The following is a 17,337-nucleotide window of genomic DNA, read 5'->3' on the forward strand; positions in this document are numbered from 1 at the left end:
TTCTCCTTAAGAACTTAAGACGGAGGGTGCCAATTGCCAAATCTGCCAGACGAGGTACACGTCGGCAGCCAAGACCGCCAATGTGACGAGGGAAACCAGTGACGTCAGCAGCAGGCAGCGACGATCGCGCGAGCGCCACTCCGGCAGCCACGCAACGTCATTTTGCTCACTCATCAGTCGCTGCATCACACCATGCACGAACGCCTGCTTCGCAGGCTCAGCGCCTGTCGCGGCGAAGTAGCAACCGGTCAACCGAACAGGTTGCCGCAGGTTAATGTCACCGATAACGGTCTGAAGTTCGCGGACAAGTCGCTCGCGCCGTAGCGAGAGCGAGCACAGAAACTGGTAGAGCTGACGATTCTTCGAGCTGGCCAGATTTTTGGCAAACTCGGCATAGACCCAGTCACGGAACCAGATCAGACCACGCTCCACAACCCATTCGGACGACTTGTGATCGACGGCCAGACCGGCAGGATAACGCGACCCCGCGCGAGAATCTCGAAAACGTGAATCGATTTCTTTGCCGCGTTCTATGAACTCCGAGAGACCCGTCACGTCTTCCAATCCAGCATGGACGCAAACGACAGGAAACTGCAGATGCAATCCGTTGTGCAACGTTTGAATGTCTGCGGCCGCTGCGGCCATCAACGGCTCGTGAGCAGCGCTTTCAGTCCATCGCAGGGGAATCAGTTGCAGGAGTCCGTTCAACGGACAGTAGCTCCCGCGTTCCTCAGTCAGCAACTGGCACACAAATTCGAGTCGCCGATGATTCTGACGCAACTCGTCCTTGCTCAGCTTTTCGAGGACAGAAAGCATTGAAACCGACACCGGTGCGACGGTTTGAGATGCCATCCCCGCAATCTCGCCTGGCCGCATCGTGGCACCGTATTGGGCTGCAGGCGCACGCATCGTGGCGCCCGCTGCCGCCGCAAGGGCGTTCGGAGGCAAGGTTTGACCACCGGCATTTTGCAATTGATCGGGACGTCGCGTTTGTTCCACCGCGGAACGAAGTTGATCTGGACGCATTGTTGACGCGATGGCGGGTCCGGTCCGGGCAGCAGTCGCGGCGTTCCCGCCGCGGGAAGGCACCTTCTTCAGTTGCCGCGACATCGCACCAACATCGTTCAAGCAAATAAAGAGCGCTTCGTCACTGGCATGAAACGTCAGGGCATTCGAGCGTGGGTCATCGGAGTTGCCATTGACCTTCCAGGTCATTCGCGAACCTTCGAACAGGCTTTTCTGTTGTTCAGGCGTCGCGCCGTTCACCAAAAAGATCGGCAGCCATTGAAGGTCGAAACCCTCTCGAGCCAGGGCATCCAATCCCGATTCCCATGCACGTTGAACATCTTCAAACTCGGACAGATCTCGCGTGAGAAAAAGTTGCACGCCTGCGATCAGCAAGCGAATGAACAAATAGACCAGCAGGAACTGAATCCCCACATAGAACCGGGGAACTGGCCAGGGCCAATCCACATCGGATTCTTTGATCCATGCCGTGCTGTTGTAGGCAAGAAATCCGGTGATCAGGAGAATCAACCCGTAATGAATCACCACATACACGGCGGGCGGCACTCGGCCCGCTTTCGGAAAAATGCCGACGAGCAAACCCATCCAACGCAAGATGGCAAAGACAATTCGATGCCAAGCGTTGAGCGCAGTAGAAATCTTCGAAAACAACGACTCAATCATCAACCGCTCCGACGGGAAAGATCACACCGCTGCAAGACACACGTTGTGAACGCTATTTGACAGTCGACAAGGTCACATCTGCAGACACGGTTTCATCGACTTTGACATCGATTGTTTCCGATCCCGACTCTTTTACCCCGACGACGGCATAATTCACGTTCACTTTGATTTCATAGCGACCCGGTTTCAGATTGGAAAACGTCACGCTGTTGTTTTTTGTCTTTTCCGTTTTCGTATCGGGACCTTTGATTTGAATTGTCGACTCGGCTCCCCGATTGATCTTGAGCCTGACCACAAGATTCCCCGTGGGTTCTTTCACCGGAACCGACGGCTTCTTCGGTCGCTGAAACGGAATGGGCTCGGCCCAAGATTTGACTCCGCCCAACCCGTTCTGCACGCGAACCATCAGGTATTTTGTTTCTTCTTGTTTGTCCTTGGCAAAACTCGGCAGCTTCGACTTGGGGATCGTGAATTTCCTCTTGATGGTTGGATCGTTCAGCTCGATTCCCCCCAGCTTACTTAAACGAGCTTCCCCAATCATTTCTTTCACTTCCTGAAACGTTTCATCGCCATTCAGGTCAAATCCATACGAGACTCGGTCGATCCCCGATTCCAGATCGGTGGCTTCGATCTGGAAGGCGAGATCCTGGTCCATCCACTTCGGACCGGCTGCGGCCCAGGTGAACTTGACCTCTGGCTCGCGTTCATCATCAATGGCGAATCGCTGCGTTACGACCGTCAGCGGATTCGATTCGTCTGCCTGCCCCACTTCCGCACGAATCTGATACCGACCGAACGAACCGCTTAGTTCGGATTCGGGAATGAGATGAGTATAGTCGGCTGCATCAGTGCGAACGTTCCAAACCCCCGTCTGAACGCTATCGAGAACGACGCGCCGTTGTAGCGAAGAAAAGATCGGCCAAGATTTTCCTAAGGGTGTTTTCTCGAATCCTGTCGGTGTTTCACGACTGACGGTGTACTTGACAGTCCAGCCGTCAACGGCCTCGTAGCGGTCCAATTCTGCAGCGTTCAATTGCAGTAACAGGTCCAAGGGATCTTTGCCCTTTTTGAGAATCGGCTTGAGCCGCGGTGGATCTTTTCCTTCGGGCGGAGGCATTCGAAACCGAACGCCCAGATGCGGGGGATTTCCAGAGATCGGGACAACAAGTCCCGATGACTCAATCCGCCAGACATAGGCATGTGGCAGCCCTGCAACGTCGAGCGATAATTCCAATTGGTGATCGCGAGCCAGGTCGCTCCAATTCTTCGGCAGCGAAAACGCCAGCGTCGCCGACTGACCGGCCTGAACCGCGCCTTTCAGCGTATACCCAGTCAATGATTCCAGGAACACCTCTGGAACATGCAGTTCGACGCCGATCGACTTCGGAAGCAACCCCTCTTTGACAACTGCGGGACGTTGAATGAACAACGTCAATCGGTCATCCTCAATCACGGGCTTGGGCTCATTGATGAAATTCAGCGCGGAATAGAACGTCGGCCGAATCACATATTCCAGCGGGTGCTGGCCCTCTGGAACGATCTGAAACACAAGCCCAAATCCAATATCAACATTCAATCCAGCCGAAGTTGCGTCGTTGCCAGGGGGCTTATCTTTGGGTGGTTCAGGAAAATCAAATGCCAATGGGGTCCTGACTTGCCCAGGCTTCAGGGGAAGATCGATGTTTTCGATCAGGACCTCACGTTCAGGTGTCCGCGTCGAATCAAGCAAACGAAAGACCTTGATCTTGGCCGCCGTCGTCAGATCCTTGTCAGATCGGACGAGTTCCGCCCGTAGTCCGACATTGGTTGATGGACACAAGAATGCCTTCACCCCGATTGAACGAGCGAGCGGCTCCCATTCCAGAGCGTTTTTCGATTTTGCCTCTGTGAACTCAATCTTCCACTGCTTTTCGTCGAAAGGCGGATTCAGTTGGACAAGGCGAAAGTCGTAAGGGTAGTTGTCGATAGGATCAGCCAACACGACCAGCAATTGCTGCGGCACGTCGACCGACGTGTTCAAACTGAGTGAAAACGCACTGGGCGCATCGGGCTGCATGGGGCGCGTCAGCCCTTTCTCCAGCGTCGACGATTGCTTCCCTTCAACAAGTCGGACTCCGCTTCCGGCAAGAACAATATTCGGACTCTTGTCCCCGGCAACCGATGCAACGGCCGGTAGTTCCAGGCGGCTCTGCCGGTTCGCATCGAACGCCAAATGACTGAGCAGTGGAAGACGCGGCGAGACGGGAGTTTTGGGTTTGGTAACCAAATCATTGGCATCACGGCGACGATCAAGGGCGCGAGACAGGTTTGCGGCATCGCGAGCCAATTCGAAGTATTTCGTCGCATTCGGACGGATCGTGTCATCGGCGTGACCACGCCACTGATCCGCGAACAAGTCCAACCAGGCGGCAAATTGGCGTTGACGCTCGTTGCGAATGAAATCGTCTGGGTCTTGATCACGCTCCGGTTCACGAAACGGATTCGCCTTGGCTGCGATCAGGTAGATCGATGGCAGATCCTGCTTTAGAGTGGGCAACCGTGTCCATTGCTCACGGATCAAGTCTCCTAGCCCGGCACGCGCCTGCCGCAAGGTCGCTGCGGACACGTCGGGGTGACTTGGAGTCAGTCCAGGCAGCGGCGATGCCATCACTAAGCGGCCCCAGGTCTTGCAAAGTTCCACGCAGTCGGCCGTTGGCTCCGATAAGAGCTGCATCGAATTTACCGCCCAAAATCCCTGCCAGACCGGCCCTGTTGTCGTCGACGGGGTTGGCAATAATTCACCGATCGTGGGATTTGCTTTTGATTTGTCTCGAACCGCAACAAAGGCGTCATCAAGCTTCGCCTGGAATTCTTTCTGGCGGTCACGAACCGGGAAAGGAATCCACCCTTGCTCAAGCAATCGGTAAGATTCACGCCACTGCGCGGTCGTGGAATTGGCGATCTCGGCACGCGAATGCTTTGACTGCACGTCTTGCCAGAAATCCGCTCGATTCGTCCTGGCGTCGCGAACCAGTTTATTGAATTCTTCTGATGTCAGTGTCTCTCCTGCCGGCGCGAACAGCGCAGCTTTCAGTCGCTGTGCATCAATGAAAAGGGACAGCAGTTTCCGCTCCACGTCTTTCGGATCGTAGGGGCGTTCGGGCCAAGATTTTAACAGTGCCGCCAAATCCCAAGCCCCCGTCTCTTGAGCATCACGCGCCCAAAGAACCAACCAGGATAGGTCACGCTTCCCATCGTCGTTGGCACGCGCCGCCACCCATTCTGCAATTGCAGGCAACTCTGACAGCAGATCGCTCCAGATGCCAACGGCCTCTCCGTATCGAATAGCCGATTCTTCAGCCCGACTGATCGCTTCCGTGGCCTTTTGAAGCCAGACCTTCACGTCGGGACGCGTCAAGCCCGGGGCAAACAACCAGCGTTCCGCCGCATGCTGAGCACGGACGCCCGCGCGAACGTCACCTTCCGTCATCGGCCAGGCTTCCGGAAATCGAACCGCCAGACGACGAAGTTGATCCCAATTTGCGAAGAACTGTGGCAACAGCTCATTCGCGACCATCGTGATCTCGTTCGCCTTGAGTGCCAGCACGTCTCGCAATAGCAGCGCATCAGGAGTCGCCGGCAACCGTTCGACCAATTGACGCAACCGCGTCAGGTCTTTCTCGGTCATCGGATCACGCTGTAGTTCCTGAACAAGCCAAAGCCGGGCCGCGATCGGATCAATTTCGGTCGGACTCGCAGCAGAGACGGTCTCTCCCTCAGAAGAATTGGGCTTCTCAGTATTTCCTGCGGCCGGATCTGCCTGTAGCGATTTCCCGGCCGCTGCGATCGCCAGATCCGATGGTCGACTGAATTCAAATGCGAATCCCCACCGCGACAGAAGTTGGACTTCTGATTTCTGCCAGTTCAAACCTGCCACCGCCGACGACTGTTCATTGAGTCGTTTGGCTGCCGCCGCCGCGGCGTCGAGTGCACCAAGGGCATGCCGTTGCTGACCTCCTTGTTTCAGCGAATCGGCCCGGGCCAACGTCGCCTGGAAGCGGCGCCATAGGAGTGGCGCACGTCGCCTCGCGATGGGACGCTCCGTTCCTCTCTCGTCACGCCACGCGTCCCGTTCGATCCACAACTGTTCGAATTGCTTTTCGCTCTTCTCATCCCAGGTGATTTCCACCTGTTCCGATGTCTTGGCTTTTTCTTCGGTCGCCTGGACGGCCTCGTTTGCTGCGGCCAGCGCGGCCTTCTTTTTATCTTTGGTTTTTGCCAGGGCCGTTGCATTCGCAATAGCCTTTGAAGCTTCGGTCAGGCCTGCGATATCGAAATCCGAAACACTCCCAAGTAACTGAATCGTCTGTAGCACCCCGTATCGCTGGTGACTGAACTCCTCAATCCGCTTGCGTGAGTAGGCAGTCAACTCCAGCAGACTGACGCGTTTGTTGCGAATGCCACCAAGTTGAGCACGACCATCGTCCTCGATCCAGCCATCCGCCTCGCCCGCCAGACCATCAATGACGACCCTGGCAAACGACGACTCGCCACCCTTGGCCCAGCTTCGTTGCCCCGGGCCCGCCGCGAGCAGAATCGTCAGCTTCTCGCCTTTGGCTGGCTCCCGGTCAACCTTATCCGACTTCGATTGCAGACGATCACGACTTTGTGCCGGCCACTGGCTGGCAATCAGTTCCGCCACATCGTTGCATAGAATCCCCAATCGCCAGTTCGATTCCAATCGTGCGGTATCGAGTAGTAGCAAAACACGCTTGGCCTTGCTTTGTTGCAGGATGGCAATCAAATCCTGCAGGGGGACCATCCGGTCCCGTGTTTCGGGTGTGGCATCAATCGCCATCAGTTTCACTTCACCCGTCGATTGCACAATGGCATGAACGGTGCAAAACACAATCAGATGCTGTCGTGCAATGTCATCCGAGCTACACTCTTTCCTCCAGGACTCAAGGATCTGAGTCGCATTCAAATCCCCCTTGCGAAGGGGAAAGAAGTATTTGGAATTGACCTCACTCAATTCACCGAACGCGTTGCCATCTTGCTCGGCAAACGGATTGACGGGAACCGGCGCGTCATAAGCACTGATTCCGTAAGTGACAATTTGGCTCTTGGGAAGCGATCCCGTAAACGGCACGAGAAATAGCACCACGATTAGCGCGAGCAGGGCCACCAGCGACAGCCCGACCATCCGCAATTTGAACTTGCGAGAGAATTGTGAGGCCGTTCCTTTTCCGCCACTTCGCCATTCACGTGCGTAGACGGACTGTGTCGGTGGTTGAGCTCGCCAGTCACGTGTGGGTGGTTTGCCGCGGCTCATGTTCGATTCTTTGCGGGGCGATAGTTGATCATGTCCTTCGGGACGTCATTCACAGGCATTCGCAATGCGATGTTACCTGAACGAACGTCCAAAATCCGCTCCATGCGAATCTGACGGCTGGGGCAGAATTTTGGATGGAGCAGATTCTCATCTGCAATCCGCCTAACCATTCCGATTACCCAATTTGCACCGTCGGGCTTCCCATCACAATCGATCCGCCATGAACGGTCATATCTCCCATCCGAGCGGCAGGTTGCCCTCCGATCATCACGGTGAACGACCCCATGGCAATGACATCCGGCGGCCCCACGCAGACCAGCATGTCACCGACGCGCGCGGCAGGCATGAACTCAATCATGGCCATCGGATAGCCTACCGAGATTGGTCCACCGACATGCGGAATCGGAACCACAGCGGGGGTCTGCATGGGGCAGACATGCATATCCATGATTCGAGCTGCGGGGGGCATGATCAAACTCCTGCGAACCTTGTGTGATTACTTCGTTTTGACAGGGGCGAGCATTGCGACCAACCCGGCTTTTGTCAGCTCCGGCGCCAGATCGTCCTTGGCAAATAGTCGCCACTGACCTGGCGACTTGGGCGATTCGATAAATATCCAATTGAACCCGCCCAAAAACGAACCGACATTTTCGGGAAGCTGACAGGTGAGAATCGCGTTGAGAAGACTGGGCCAGTGGTAAGCTGTCATCGCCGTCCCAGGCTGGTCGTTGACGACACCGATTGCGGTCTTCCAATGTTCAATCACATCCGTTCGCTTGAACGATGAACCGAAGCAGACGACGCCATCCTTTCCAACATGATCGCCGATCATTTCCAAAACGGCCGGATTGTCAGGGATTGAAATCAAAATCGGCGACATTTGATCCCGCATCGGCGCTTGAATCCAGGGGAATAGGTACGCCGCATCAACGAGGTCATCAGGTACAGGTTGCTCGATCCGACGGAAATCGATAATGGCACCGATGCGCTGATTGCGATCAAGAATCTGCAGAAGTTCACGAAAGCCAGGCCGATCCGCCACACTTTCGTACATGTTCCAACCACAACTTGCCTTCAGTGCCGTAAAGCCGTTCGCGGCAGGAGAGCGGGATGAGTCGGACGAATGCGGCGCGGTGGGTGCGGCGATCGGATCGCGTCCATAGTCGACAAAGACCCGAATCGTATTTCCTGCTCCAAAGGCAATTTCGTCGCCCGCACGCAATTCTGCGCTCGTGACCGAAGAACCATTGACCAGAGTTTCACCGGTCTGACTCAAATGTGTCAACGTGCAGACAGGAGCGTCATATTCAACACGAAAATGTTGCCGTGAGACGGTCATATCCTGCGAGACCGAGATCCCACATTCAGGCAACCGCCCGACGATCATTGAACCATGATCATGCAGAATTGCCGATTGGCCCTTCAATGAACCGCTAACGACTTCCATGCGAAGCTGAGACTCGGGCATAACGTCGACTCTTAAGTTGAAAACATGATCCACCTGACGGTCGACCGACTCTAGCAGCCAGTTGAAGTAGCGACGACTGGCTCCGATCAGATTAAAAAACGCCATGACACCGTGCATGCCAAGGTGTCTGCCCCCTGACTTCAACAGGCTGCTAAGATCCTCCGTAAGACACCTGGCTCGGCCAAACTAATCGCACGATTTGGTTCCCGTCTTGGAATCATCCGCTTTATGAAAATAGCTGTCTGGTGGCGTCTTTAAACCGTCGGCCGCCTCAGCAGTTGCAGGTTGAGCTCCCGGCCCCGCGCCAGCGGCCCCGCCGCTATTGATCATAACCATCGGCATCCCGTTAATTGCCACGCCCGCAGGGGAAAGGTCGACAAAATTCCCCCCGACTTTGAGCGACAGTTGTAGATCTGCCTCAATCACAATCGTCATCGCCTTCAAGTGTAGCGATGTTGTCGCCTCGAGCGCGGCGCCTTGATCAATCTTCGCGTCCAGTTGCCCCAAAGTCAGAGAGTACTGTCCAGTCACAGATTCACTGCGACTCCCCTTTACGGCGACGTGCTTGTTGCCACCGACATATTCAAGGCTGTCCTTCTCGACGGAATGCTGATACTTGCCGCCATCAGAATTGCTTCCTTCTCCAACCGCAATATGGACGTTTCCTTCGACTTTCTCAAACTTATCCTTCATGACCAAAGTCGAGTGATTTCGATGAACGCGTTGTTTGTACGAACCTGATTCAGAATTACTCGGATCGCCAACAATCACAACGTGATCAGCAATCGTCGTTTCGCGGCGTTCGTTCTTCACGCGGACATCCATGTCCTTTTCGGCATGGATGAAGACTTGCTCCTTGTCTTTCGTATCACAGAATCGCAGCTCGTTATATCCGTTGCCGCCTTTGGTGGAATTGGTTTTGATCCCGCTGATATCAGGATCGACCTTGTGCTTGTCGTCCGGACCATCGCCAAGGTAAGGCGGCATTTGCTGATTGTTGTAGACAGATCCGACAATCACCGGTTGATCGGGATCACCTTCCACGAACGCCACGAGAACTTCCTGACCGACGCGCGGCCAGAATGAAGCTCCCCAGCGTTTCCCGGCAGACAATTGTGCGACGCGCACCCAGCAGGTGCTCTTTTCGTTGCTCTCTCCCTTGCGATCCCAGAAGAATTGGACACGCACGCGACCGTACTTGTCGATCCAGATTTCTTCACCCGATTTACCTACGACCTTTGCCGACTCCAGCCCTTCAACAACGGGCTTTGGTGTGACACGTTGAGGGCGAAACTGCAGGTCAGACGAGATGCTGGTAAACGCGTTCGTGTAAGGAACCTGCTCGTCTTGGCCGGTTTCATAGCTCGGGTCCTGAACGCCCTGATGCTGAATTTCGACAAGCAGGTACTTTTTGCCCGAAGCGTGCTTGAGACTGAAGCGATAACCGGGAACAAAACCGCGGCAACAGCCCGTTCCCGAAAACGTATGATGCGTGACTTCCGATTGCTGCGCGCGAATGTTCGTCAATGTGGAACCGACAGAGTTCACTTCGTCCAGCCGCTGATCAGTCTTGTTGTAACGCAGTGCCGAACCGCCCTGCCAGTTGTAGACCTCTAATTTGTCGTTTTTGGCGATACTCGTCTTGGCCGCGACACCCGAGATCTCGATTTTGTTTTGGGCGAGCTGACTGTGGTAGTCACGTACCGAGAACTTACCGGAATGGATGACACGATCTTCACGCCAGGTCGTGATGTTGTCGTCTTTAAACTCACCCGGACCGCTTTCTTTGATGTACGACACTTCCGCCTGATTCGGCACATCTCCACCTGCCGTCGGCGAATCGTCAATAATCAACTTGTGCCCGGAGTCGGTGTGCTCGAAGTAGTAGTAAATCCCATCTTGTTCCATCAGACGCGAGACAAAACTGAATTGCGATTCGCGAAATTGAACACAGTAATCGATCTTCTTGTACTGCCCTCGATTGGCACGGATTTCGTACTTGAAGTCTGAGAAGTCTTTCTGCAAATCCCCGAAGACCGAATCGAGGATGTCGGGAATATTCAGGTCCTGATAGATGCGGAAATCAGACCGCTTGGTCAGCAGCCACATCCAGGGAACAAGCTCCACTTCAAAGTGTGCGAATCGATCATCCTTTTCCACAGAGGCGAACCGGCTGCAGACTCCGTCAAAATAGCGATAGGGGCCCTTGTCATAATCGCGACCTAGAGACGCTTTCAGTGTCATACGTTTGCCGAGCAATTGATCGCCTTGAACCTGATCCGCCTTCTCCACATCGACCATCAGTTCGACTCGAACCGAGAACAGGCCGGACATTAGCTCGGTCGCAGAGAACTTTGTCGGAAACAGGAAGTCGGTTTTTCCATCGGCTTTGAAGCTGAGGAGGCGATTCTTGTCTGTATACTTAGCGGACATCTTCGCACCCTCGTCTTAGCTCGAAATCGGATATCTGAAGTTGAAATCGGGACGTTCGCGAAACATCACCACGAATTTCGTGTTGCGATCCAACCACATCCCCGACCTGATTATCGCGTCAATCGCCCGACTGTTGCGTGATTCTTGCCGGAATTCTTCACGCCCCTTGATTTAGGATCGCTCTGAACAAGAGTACCGCGTCCCAAAGCAAACTCTGGCGACACGGCATGAGCAACGTCGGACATGCCGTACTCGACGAACCTGAACAAATCACGACGACACTCGCTCGCCAACGATTTCCGACAGAATCAGACAAACCGAAGACTAGGCCAGGACAATTCATTCGTGGCCGAATCCTATACAAAACTGCCGAGACGCAGATGAACATGCCCAGCAGTCTGTTGAAGTAAGGGGGCAGGCACATTGGCGTTCACGATGTCATGGCGTTTTCAATATCTGGCCGGAGCCAGTCCCCGTTACTTCAACAGACGGCTAGGACGAAGCGAGTATTCGTGTCAGCATCCACACGGACGATCACCAGCGACTAATCGAATCGATAATTGAAACCACCCGTATCGCTGAGCTGGATTTCGACTTGCGAGATCGCTTTTTCCTCGGCCATTCGAGCGAGCAATTCGCGGGAAATGTCTGGCAACACGGTCCCGGTCAAAATGTGGTCAACATTTCGGGCCCCCGTTTCCGTTTCCCGGCAGCGGCCGAGGATTCGGTCGACAACTTCGGACGTGAACACAAGCTTCGCGCGATGGTTTTCAATCAATCGCTGCCCAATTCGCTTGAGCTGCAAATCGATAATGTTTCGCAAGACTTCATCGCCCAGCGAATAGTACGGCACCACAGTCATACGCCCAAGGAATGCCGGCTTGAAGCGTTCCAACAGCTTGGGCCGTAACTGCTCGCCCAGCTTCTCGGGATCAGGTCGCGTTTCGGGATCAGCACAGAGCGACTGAATCAGATCAGATCCCACATTCGAAGTGCACAGGATGATCGTGTTTTTGAAGTCGATCTCGCGTCCCTCGGCGTCTTCCAGCACACCTTTATCAAAGACCTGATAGAACAATTCCAGCACATCGTCGTGGGCTTTCTCGATCTCATCCAGCAGCACGACACAATAGGGCCGACGTCGGACGGCTTCGGTGAGCTTGCCCCCTTTTCCATAGCCGACAAGCCCTGGTGCCGACCCGATTAATGAAGAAGTCGTGTGCGACTGCTGGAACTCGGTCATATTGATGACGACCATGTTCTTTTCACCACCGTACAGCATCTCTGCGAGCGTCATCGCGGTTTCGGTCTTTCCGACGCCGCTCGGCCCGACCAGCAAGAACACGCCAATCGGGCGGCGTGGGTCAGTCAGATTCGCGCGGGCCGTCTGGATGCGACGGCTGATGGAGTGCAAAGCATGATTCTGACCGATAACACGTTCGGTCATCCGCTCATGCAAGGTCGACACCATTCGAATTTCGTCCGTCAGCATTTTTCCAACGGGAATCCCCGTCCATCCCGAAACCACTTCAGCCACAGCCTGGAAGTTGACGCAGGGTTGAACCAGCGGAAGTTCCCCCTGAATCTGCTTCAGCTCTGCCTGCAGGACATTGAGCTCTTCGCGCAGCTTTGTCGCTTCCGCTTCGGTCGGTGGAGCAGGGGGGGCGACCTTCGGTTGATCATCCTTTTTCTTGGTCGACGACTGCCCTGAAAGGCGATCGCGAATTTCACAGATCTTGGTGACACAATCCCGTTCGGTTGACCAGCGTTTTTCGAGTTCGACCAGTTCCGCCTGAGCGTTCGTCCGCTGTTCGGTCAATTCACCGATTCTCACAGCATGGTTCGCGCCAGCGGCCGCTTCACGCGTCAGAACATCCACCTTCAAGGTGATTTGTTCAATCTGCCGCTTCAGATCCTCAATCGGTGCCGGAATCGCCGAGTGACCTACGGCGACACGGGCCGCCGCCGTATCGAGCAGACTGACGGCTTTGTCGGGAAGCTGCCGTCCCGTGATGTAACGGTGCGACAACCGGACGGCCCCGGCAATCGCTTCGTCCAGAATTCGCAAATTATGATGGTTCTCGAGCATATTCACGAGACCATGCAACATGATCTCGGCCTGATGCTCGGAAGGCTCTTCGACCTTCACGACCTGGAATCGTCGTGTGAGCGCCGCATCTTTCTCGAAGTACTGTTTGTACTCGGACCAGGTCGTCGCACAGATCGTCCGAAGCTCACCCCGCGCAAGCGCCGGCTTCAGCAGATTCGCGGCATCGTTCTGCCCGGCCTGTCCACCCGCACCGATCAGGGTGTGTGCTTCGTCGATAAATAGAATGATGGGTTGGGCCGACGCCTTGACTTCTTGAATGACCGACTTCAAGCGATTTTCGAATTCCCCTTTAACGCCAGCCCCCGCTTGCAACAGCCCCAGATCGAGCACGCGAACGGCCACGTTTTGAAGGGGTGGAGGAACGTCGCCCGCGGCGATTCGTTGTGCAAACCCTTCCACGACAGCCGTTTTTCCAACCCCCGCCTCACCTGTCAGAATCGGATTGTTTTGCCGACGCCGCATCAGAATGTCGATCAATTGGCGAATCTCGGAATCGCGACCTGAAACGTTGTCGAGCGCACCGCTTCGCGATCGTTCCGTCAGATCGACCGTGTATTGATCGAGCGCCGGAGTCTTGCCACCTCCGGGACGCAGCTCCGGCCCACCCGTTCCCGCCGCAGGACGAGAGAGCGGAGCGTCTTCCGTCGACCCTGCCGTGACTTCTCGCATTTCACGAGCTAGCGCATCAGGCGCCAGACTTGCTAGTTCACGCACGCTGGTGAGAAACGACTGGCTGACTTTGGAATTGGTCAACGCAGCAAGCAAGATGTGGCCACTGCGAACTGCGGGTTCGCTCTGTTCGACCGAGGCATAGATCCAGGCATCACGAACCAGATCCACCAGCAACGGAGACAACGCAGGTGAGCGAGCATTCCCGGTCTTAAAACCGTCAATGGCGCGGGTCAGGGCGGCGTCGAGACGGCCTTGATCGATGTTGTAGTGCTTGAAAATCTTCGTCAGATCGGAATTCTGAATCTCCAACAGCTTTTGCAGCCAGTGTTCGACTTCAACCGTGTAGTTCGTTCGTGAGAGACATAACCCCGCGGCGCTTTCCAGTGCGCGGCGACAGGTGTCATTGAGCTTACCAACCATTGACCGCAGATTGACTTCCACGACGCTGCCCCCAACAGATATTTGAGAGTTGAACGGGATTGTCATTTGAGGCCGACGAAAACAAGCGTCGTGGCACAGCCACTCTGTCCTGATAGATTCACGCCAGACAGATTCACGAGCATCGCCCGCAGGCACGTGGGCCTGCGAGCGACGAGTTCATCAACGTGTCAACTCAGGTTTGAAGTGCCACTTGCCCCCGCGCGTTTTTCGTCGTCGCATCATGACTTTCACACAATAAGTACGGCCCTAGTTGAATTCAACAACAAGCTGATTACAGCAGGATTGAATTGCCTGCCAACAATCCACCGACGGTCACCAGAATTGAACAGTTGATTTTGAGAAGGGCAAGCCGTCGGATTCGTGGCTCGTGCCTTCGAACACAACCCAAGCGCCGGCCGCCGCCGCGATGCGCCGAGCCACAATACACAAAACGTCATGTCAGTGATACCGACCGGCTGATTACCGCCAGTGCGTCCACTAATCCAAGAATGCTCGACGGCTGGACTGCAAAGAGCCAACAACGTTAATAAGAGTATGAGGGCGCCGTTGTCGTCGAGATTGGCACGAACCCACCATGCTCGGCACAAAGAGCGAGTTGGCCTGAATCCGTTCACCACACGTCGCAAACGCAACGGTAGCCAGAAAGGAAATTCGGTGCGACGACTCGATCAAAAAGACCGAGACAGTCGCGTGACGCACGAAAATCAGCGCGTTGTTGCAGTAGCACGCGCCTGCTGAACCGCGGCACGCTTTTCGAGAGCTGTTGTCAGCTTGGACTGAAACTCGCGAGGGTCGGAAAAACCGACGGAACGCATCAGCAAATCGGCGTCTGGCGTGAGCACAATAATCGACGGAACACGTTCAACTTCAAGAATTTGAGCGATCTTGCGATCTTTATCAAAATCGAGATGCACGGGAATGAACTCGCTCTCGATCATCGCCACGGTCTGCTTATCGCCGAGTGTTTCGTTGTCGAAGCGGCGGCACGGCCCACACCACGTCGCCCCGAACACGATCATGATCGGCTTATCATGCTGAACCGCCAGCTTCTGAGCCGTTTTCAAGTTCGGCTGCCACTTCACCTTGGCTGCTGCCGTGGTGGCCATACGAGGGAGATCCGCGAGTACCGCCCCAGCCAGCGACGCCAAGGCGAATCCAGAACCAACCACTTCATAGAGAAACAAACGGCGGTTCATAACCGACTCCCTTCGCAATTCAGCCGCATCCGAGTCCGCGAGCGATAGAATCAGTATCGGCGGTTCAATCCGCATTTCTGGTAGAGTTTCGTTCAGCGACCCGAACAAATTGCAGCGTTTTGTCGAGTCGTTTAGGATTCAGCAGACTTGGCAGCTCGATCGCAAGCAATCTGGACCGAAGACATGACTCCCCCACACCCAAAGAATCCGCTACACGGCGTCACACTCGCCGCCATGCTCGAACAACTCGTCGAACAGTATGGCTGGGAAACTCTGAGCCAATCGATCCCGGTTCGCTGCTTCACATACCATCCGAGCCTCAAATCAAGCCTGCACTTCCTGCGGCGAACCCCTTGGGCTCGCGCCAAAGTCGAATCGCTGTACCTGCACTACTTAGAAGAGAAACCAGCCGCATTCGAAGAGTTGCCAGCAGTAGAGCCCACACCCACCGAAGAGTGAGCCCAATGATCGAAGCCTCGTCGAACCATGGGTTCGATGTTCGATTTACCGTCGAAGCCGCTGATTTGGGGCCTTTCGGGGTTTTCCGAAAGATGTACTGACAGTACACTCCAGGTGATCCGCGCAGGGACGGTGCGGTCGTACGGACTGAAATCCGGCCGTTCCTGCCGATGCCAAAGGCACGCAACCATCATTGAGGGAATGGTTCGGATCGAGACTGGATCTTAGACTTATCGGAAGGGATGCCGCGATGTCTGCGAAGTCGTTTCGTTTGCTCCATGCTGCAAACCTTCAACTGGACTGCCCTCTCCGCGGAGCGGGCCTCCAAAACGACGAGATTCGCGACATTCTTGACGCGGCCACGCTGACCGCGTTTGAACGGATCGTCACGATCGCAATTGAAAAAGACGTCGATGGCGTCTTGATCACGGGCAACACATTCGACGCCAGCTTCGCCAGCCTCGCCGCAGAAGTCGCGATGCGCGAGGGGTTCTCACGACTCGCCGATCACAATATTCCCGTCTTTATCACTCCGGGCGAAATGGATCCGGACGCCGCGTGGCTTGATCTACCTCGATTGCCCGACAACGTCACGCTTTTCACCGATGTCACCGATCCACCGGTCGACCTGACGAGCCACGGTCACCTGCTCGCAACACTCTTCCCCGTAACGGCCACGACCTCGATCGAACCCGAGGAACTCGCGAACATTCTGGGCGGCCGTACCACGTCGAAAGGCAATCGCCCCTTCGTCGTCGGGATGCTGTTGTCAGGCTCGGCCGGCGGACCAAAGGATGCTCGCAAATCAAAGCAGAACCGCTTCGCCGCACTCGACTGGGTCGTTTGCCACGAGGGAACGAACGCCGATTCTCTGCCATTAACCGACGGACACGCTCATATGCAGTCCGCACCACAGGGACTCGATCGCTCGGAAACCGGAGCACGCGGCGTAACACTGTTGGAAGTGGATTCGGCACGAAAAACGAAACTGACGAAAATTCCCGTGGCACCGGTTCGCTGGGAAACAATCGTTCAGCCAATCGACCATGTCAAAGATCGCGAAGCACTGCTCGAACGGATGCTCGGCCAATTGGAGCGTTTGCCCAATTTCCACGGCGAACTGGTCCGGATCATCGACTGGAAACTTGACCGAACATCGGGCGAAGCCAACGGCTGGGAGTCGGACACCGCGGCAAAGGAGCTGGGAGAAGCACTCACAGAGCTCAGCGATCAACCCGATGGTCTGCGGTATGTGCATCGAGTGAGTGCGCTCGAGCCTGACTTGACGTTGATCGAGCCCGCCCACCGAGAAGTCCTCACCGAATATCTGCTGGCACTGGAACGTCGAGCCCCTTCAAAACAGGCCGATTTTGCGAAATGGATTGCCGAGGCACGTGTCGGTGATCTTGTGAATTCGGGACGTTGGGAACAATGGAGTGAATCGCTTCAGCCACAGCAGGTCACAGAACGTGCGCAACAACTCGGCTGGAAGTGGTTCGCAACGATCGGGAAGAAATAAGTAACGGCAACAAGGTTGATTCGGAGCACCGTGAACGAC

9 protein-coding genes are annotated in these 17,337 nt (G+C 55.3%); 2 read left to right on the forward strand and 7 right to left on the reverse strand.

What is annotated here, in order from left to right; all coding sequences use genetic code 11:
- Window positions 1-6: 6 nt before the first annotated feature.
- The 7 genes from OSO_RS0122680 to OSO_RS0122725 all read right to left on the reverse strand — a co-directional run bounded on the left by OSO_RS0122680 (window position 7) and on the right by OSO_RS0122725 (window position 15,320).
- Entirely contained in the window at window positions 7-1,689 is a 1,683-nt protein-coding gene (locus OSO_RS0122680) for a type VI secretion protein IcmF/TssM N-terminal domain-containing protein (protein ID WP_010585393.1), read from the reverse strand.
- A 52-nt stretch (window positions 1,690-1,741) separates the two neighbouring features.
- Entirely contained in the window at window positions 1,742-7,000 is a 5,259-nt protein-coding gene (locus OSO_RS0122685; protein ID WP_010585394.1) for a carboxypeptidase-like regulatory domain-containing protein, read from the reverse strand.
- 175 nt (window positions 7,001-7,175) lie between these two features.
- Window positions 7,176-7,469, reverse strand: a complete 294-nt coding sequence (locus tag OSO_RS0122695; protein WP_010585395.1) for a PAAR domain-containing contractile injection system baseplate protein — start codon at window positions 7,467-7,469, stop codon at window positions 7,176-7,178.
- A gap of 27 nt (window positions 7,470-7,496) precedes the next feature.
- Entirely contained in the window at window positions 7,497-8,573 is a 1,077-nt protein-coding gene (locus OSO_RS0122700; protein ID WP_157605397.1) for an FHA domain-containing protein, read from the reverse strand.
- Between the two features lie 81 nt (window positions 8,574-8,654).
- Window positions 8,655-10,901: a type VI secretion system Vgr family protein gene (locus OSO_RS44710; RefSeq protein WP_010585397.1), complete on the reverse strand. Its 2,247-nt coding sequence runs from the start codon at window positions 10,899-10,901 to the stop codon at window positions 8,655-8,657.
- Between the two features lie 544 nt (window positions 10,902-11,445).
- Entirely contained in the window at window positions 11,446-14,103 is a 2,658-nt protein-coding gene (tssH, locus tag OSO_RS0122720; RefSeq protein ID WP_010585399.1) for a type VI secretion system ATPase TssH, read from the reverse strand.
- A 725-nt stretch (window positions 14,104-14,828) separates the two neighbouring features.
- Window positions 14,829-15,320 (reverse strand): thioredoxin family protein, encoded by a 492-nt coding sequence (locus OSO_RS0122725; protein WP_157605399.1) that lies wholly within the window; start codon window positions 15,318-15,320, stop codon window positions 14,829-14,831.
- 183 nt (window positions 15,321-15,503) lie between these two features.
- Here OSO_RS0122725 and OSO_RS44715 point away from each other — a divergent pair, with 183 nt between their 5' ends.
- Both OSO_RS44715 and OSO_RS0122735 read left to right on the forward strand, forming a co-directional pair.
- The gene (locus OSO_RS44715; protein ID WP_050986247.1) at window positions 15,504-15,779 is read left to right on the forward strand and encodes a VF530 family protein; all 276 of its coding nucleotides are present in this window, start codon (window positions 15,504-15,506) and stop codon (window positions 15,777-15,779) included.
- 250 nt (window positions 15,780-16,029) lie between these two features.
- Complete coding sequence (locus tag OSO_RS0122735) at window positions 16,030-17,298, forward strand: metallophosphoesterase family protein (RefSeq protein ID WP_010585402.1); 1,269 nt, start codon at window positions 16,030-16,032, stop codon at window positions 17,296-17,298.
- The last annotated feature ends 39 nt before the right edge of the window (window positions 17,299-17,337 follow it).

This window comes from Schlesneria paludicola DSM 18645, from assembly GCF_000255655.1.
In the GTDB taxonomy this organism is placed as follows: domain Bacteria; phylum Planctomycetota; class Planctomycetia; order Planctomycetales; family Planctomycetaceae; genus Schlesneria; species Schlesneria paludicola.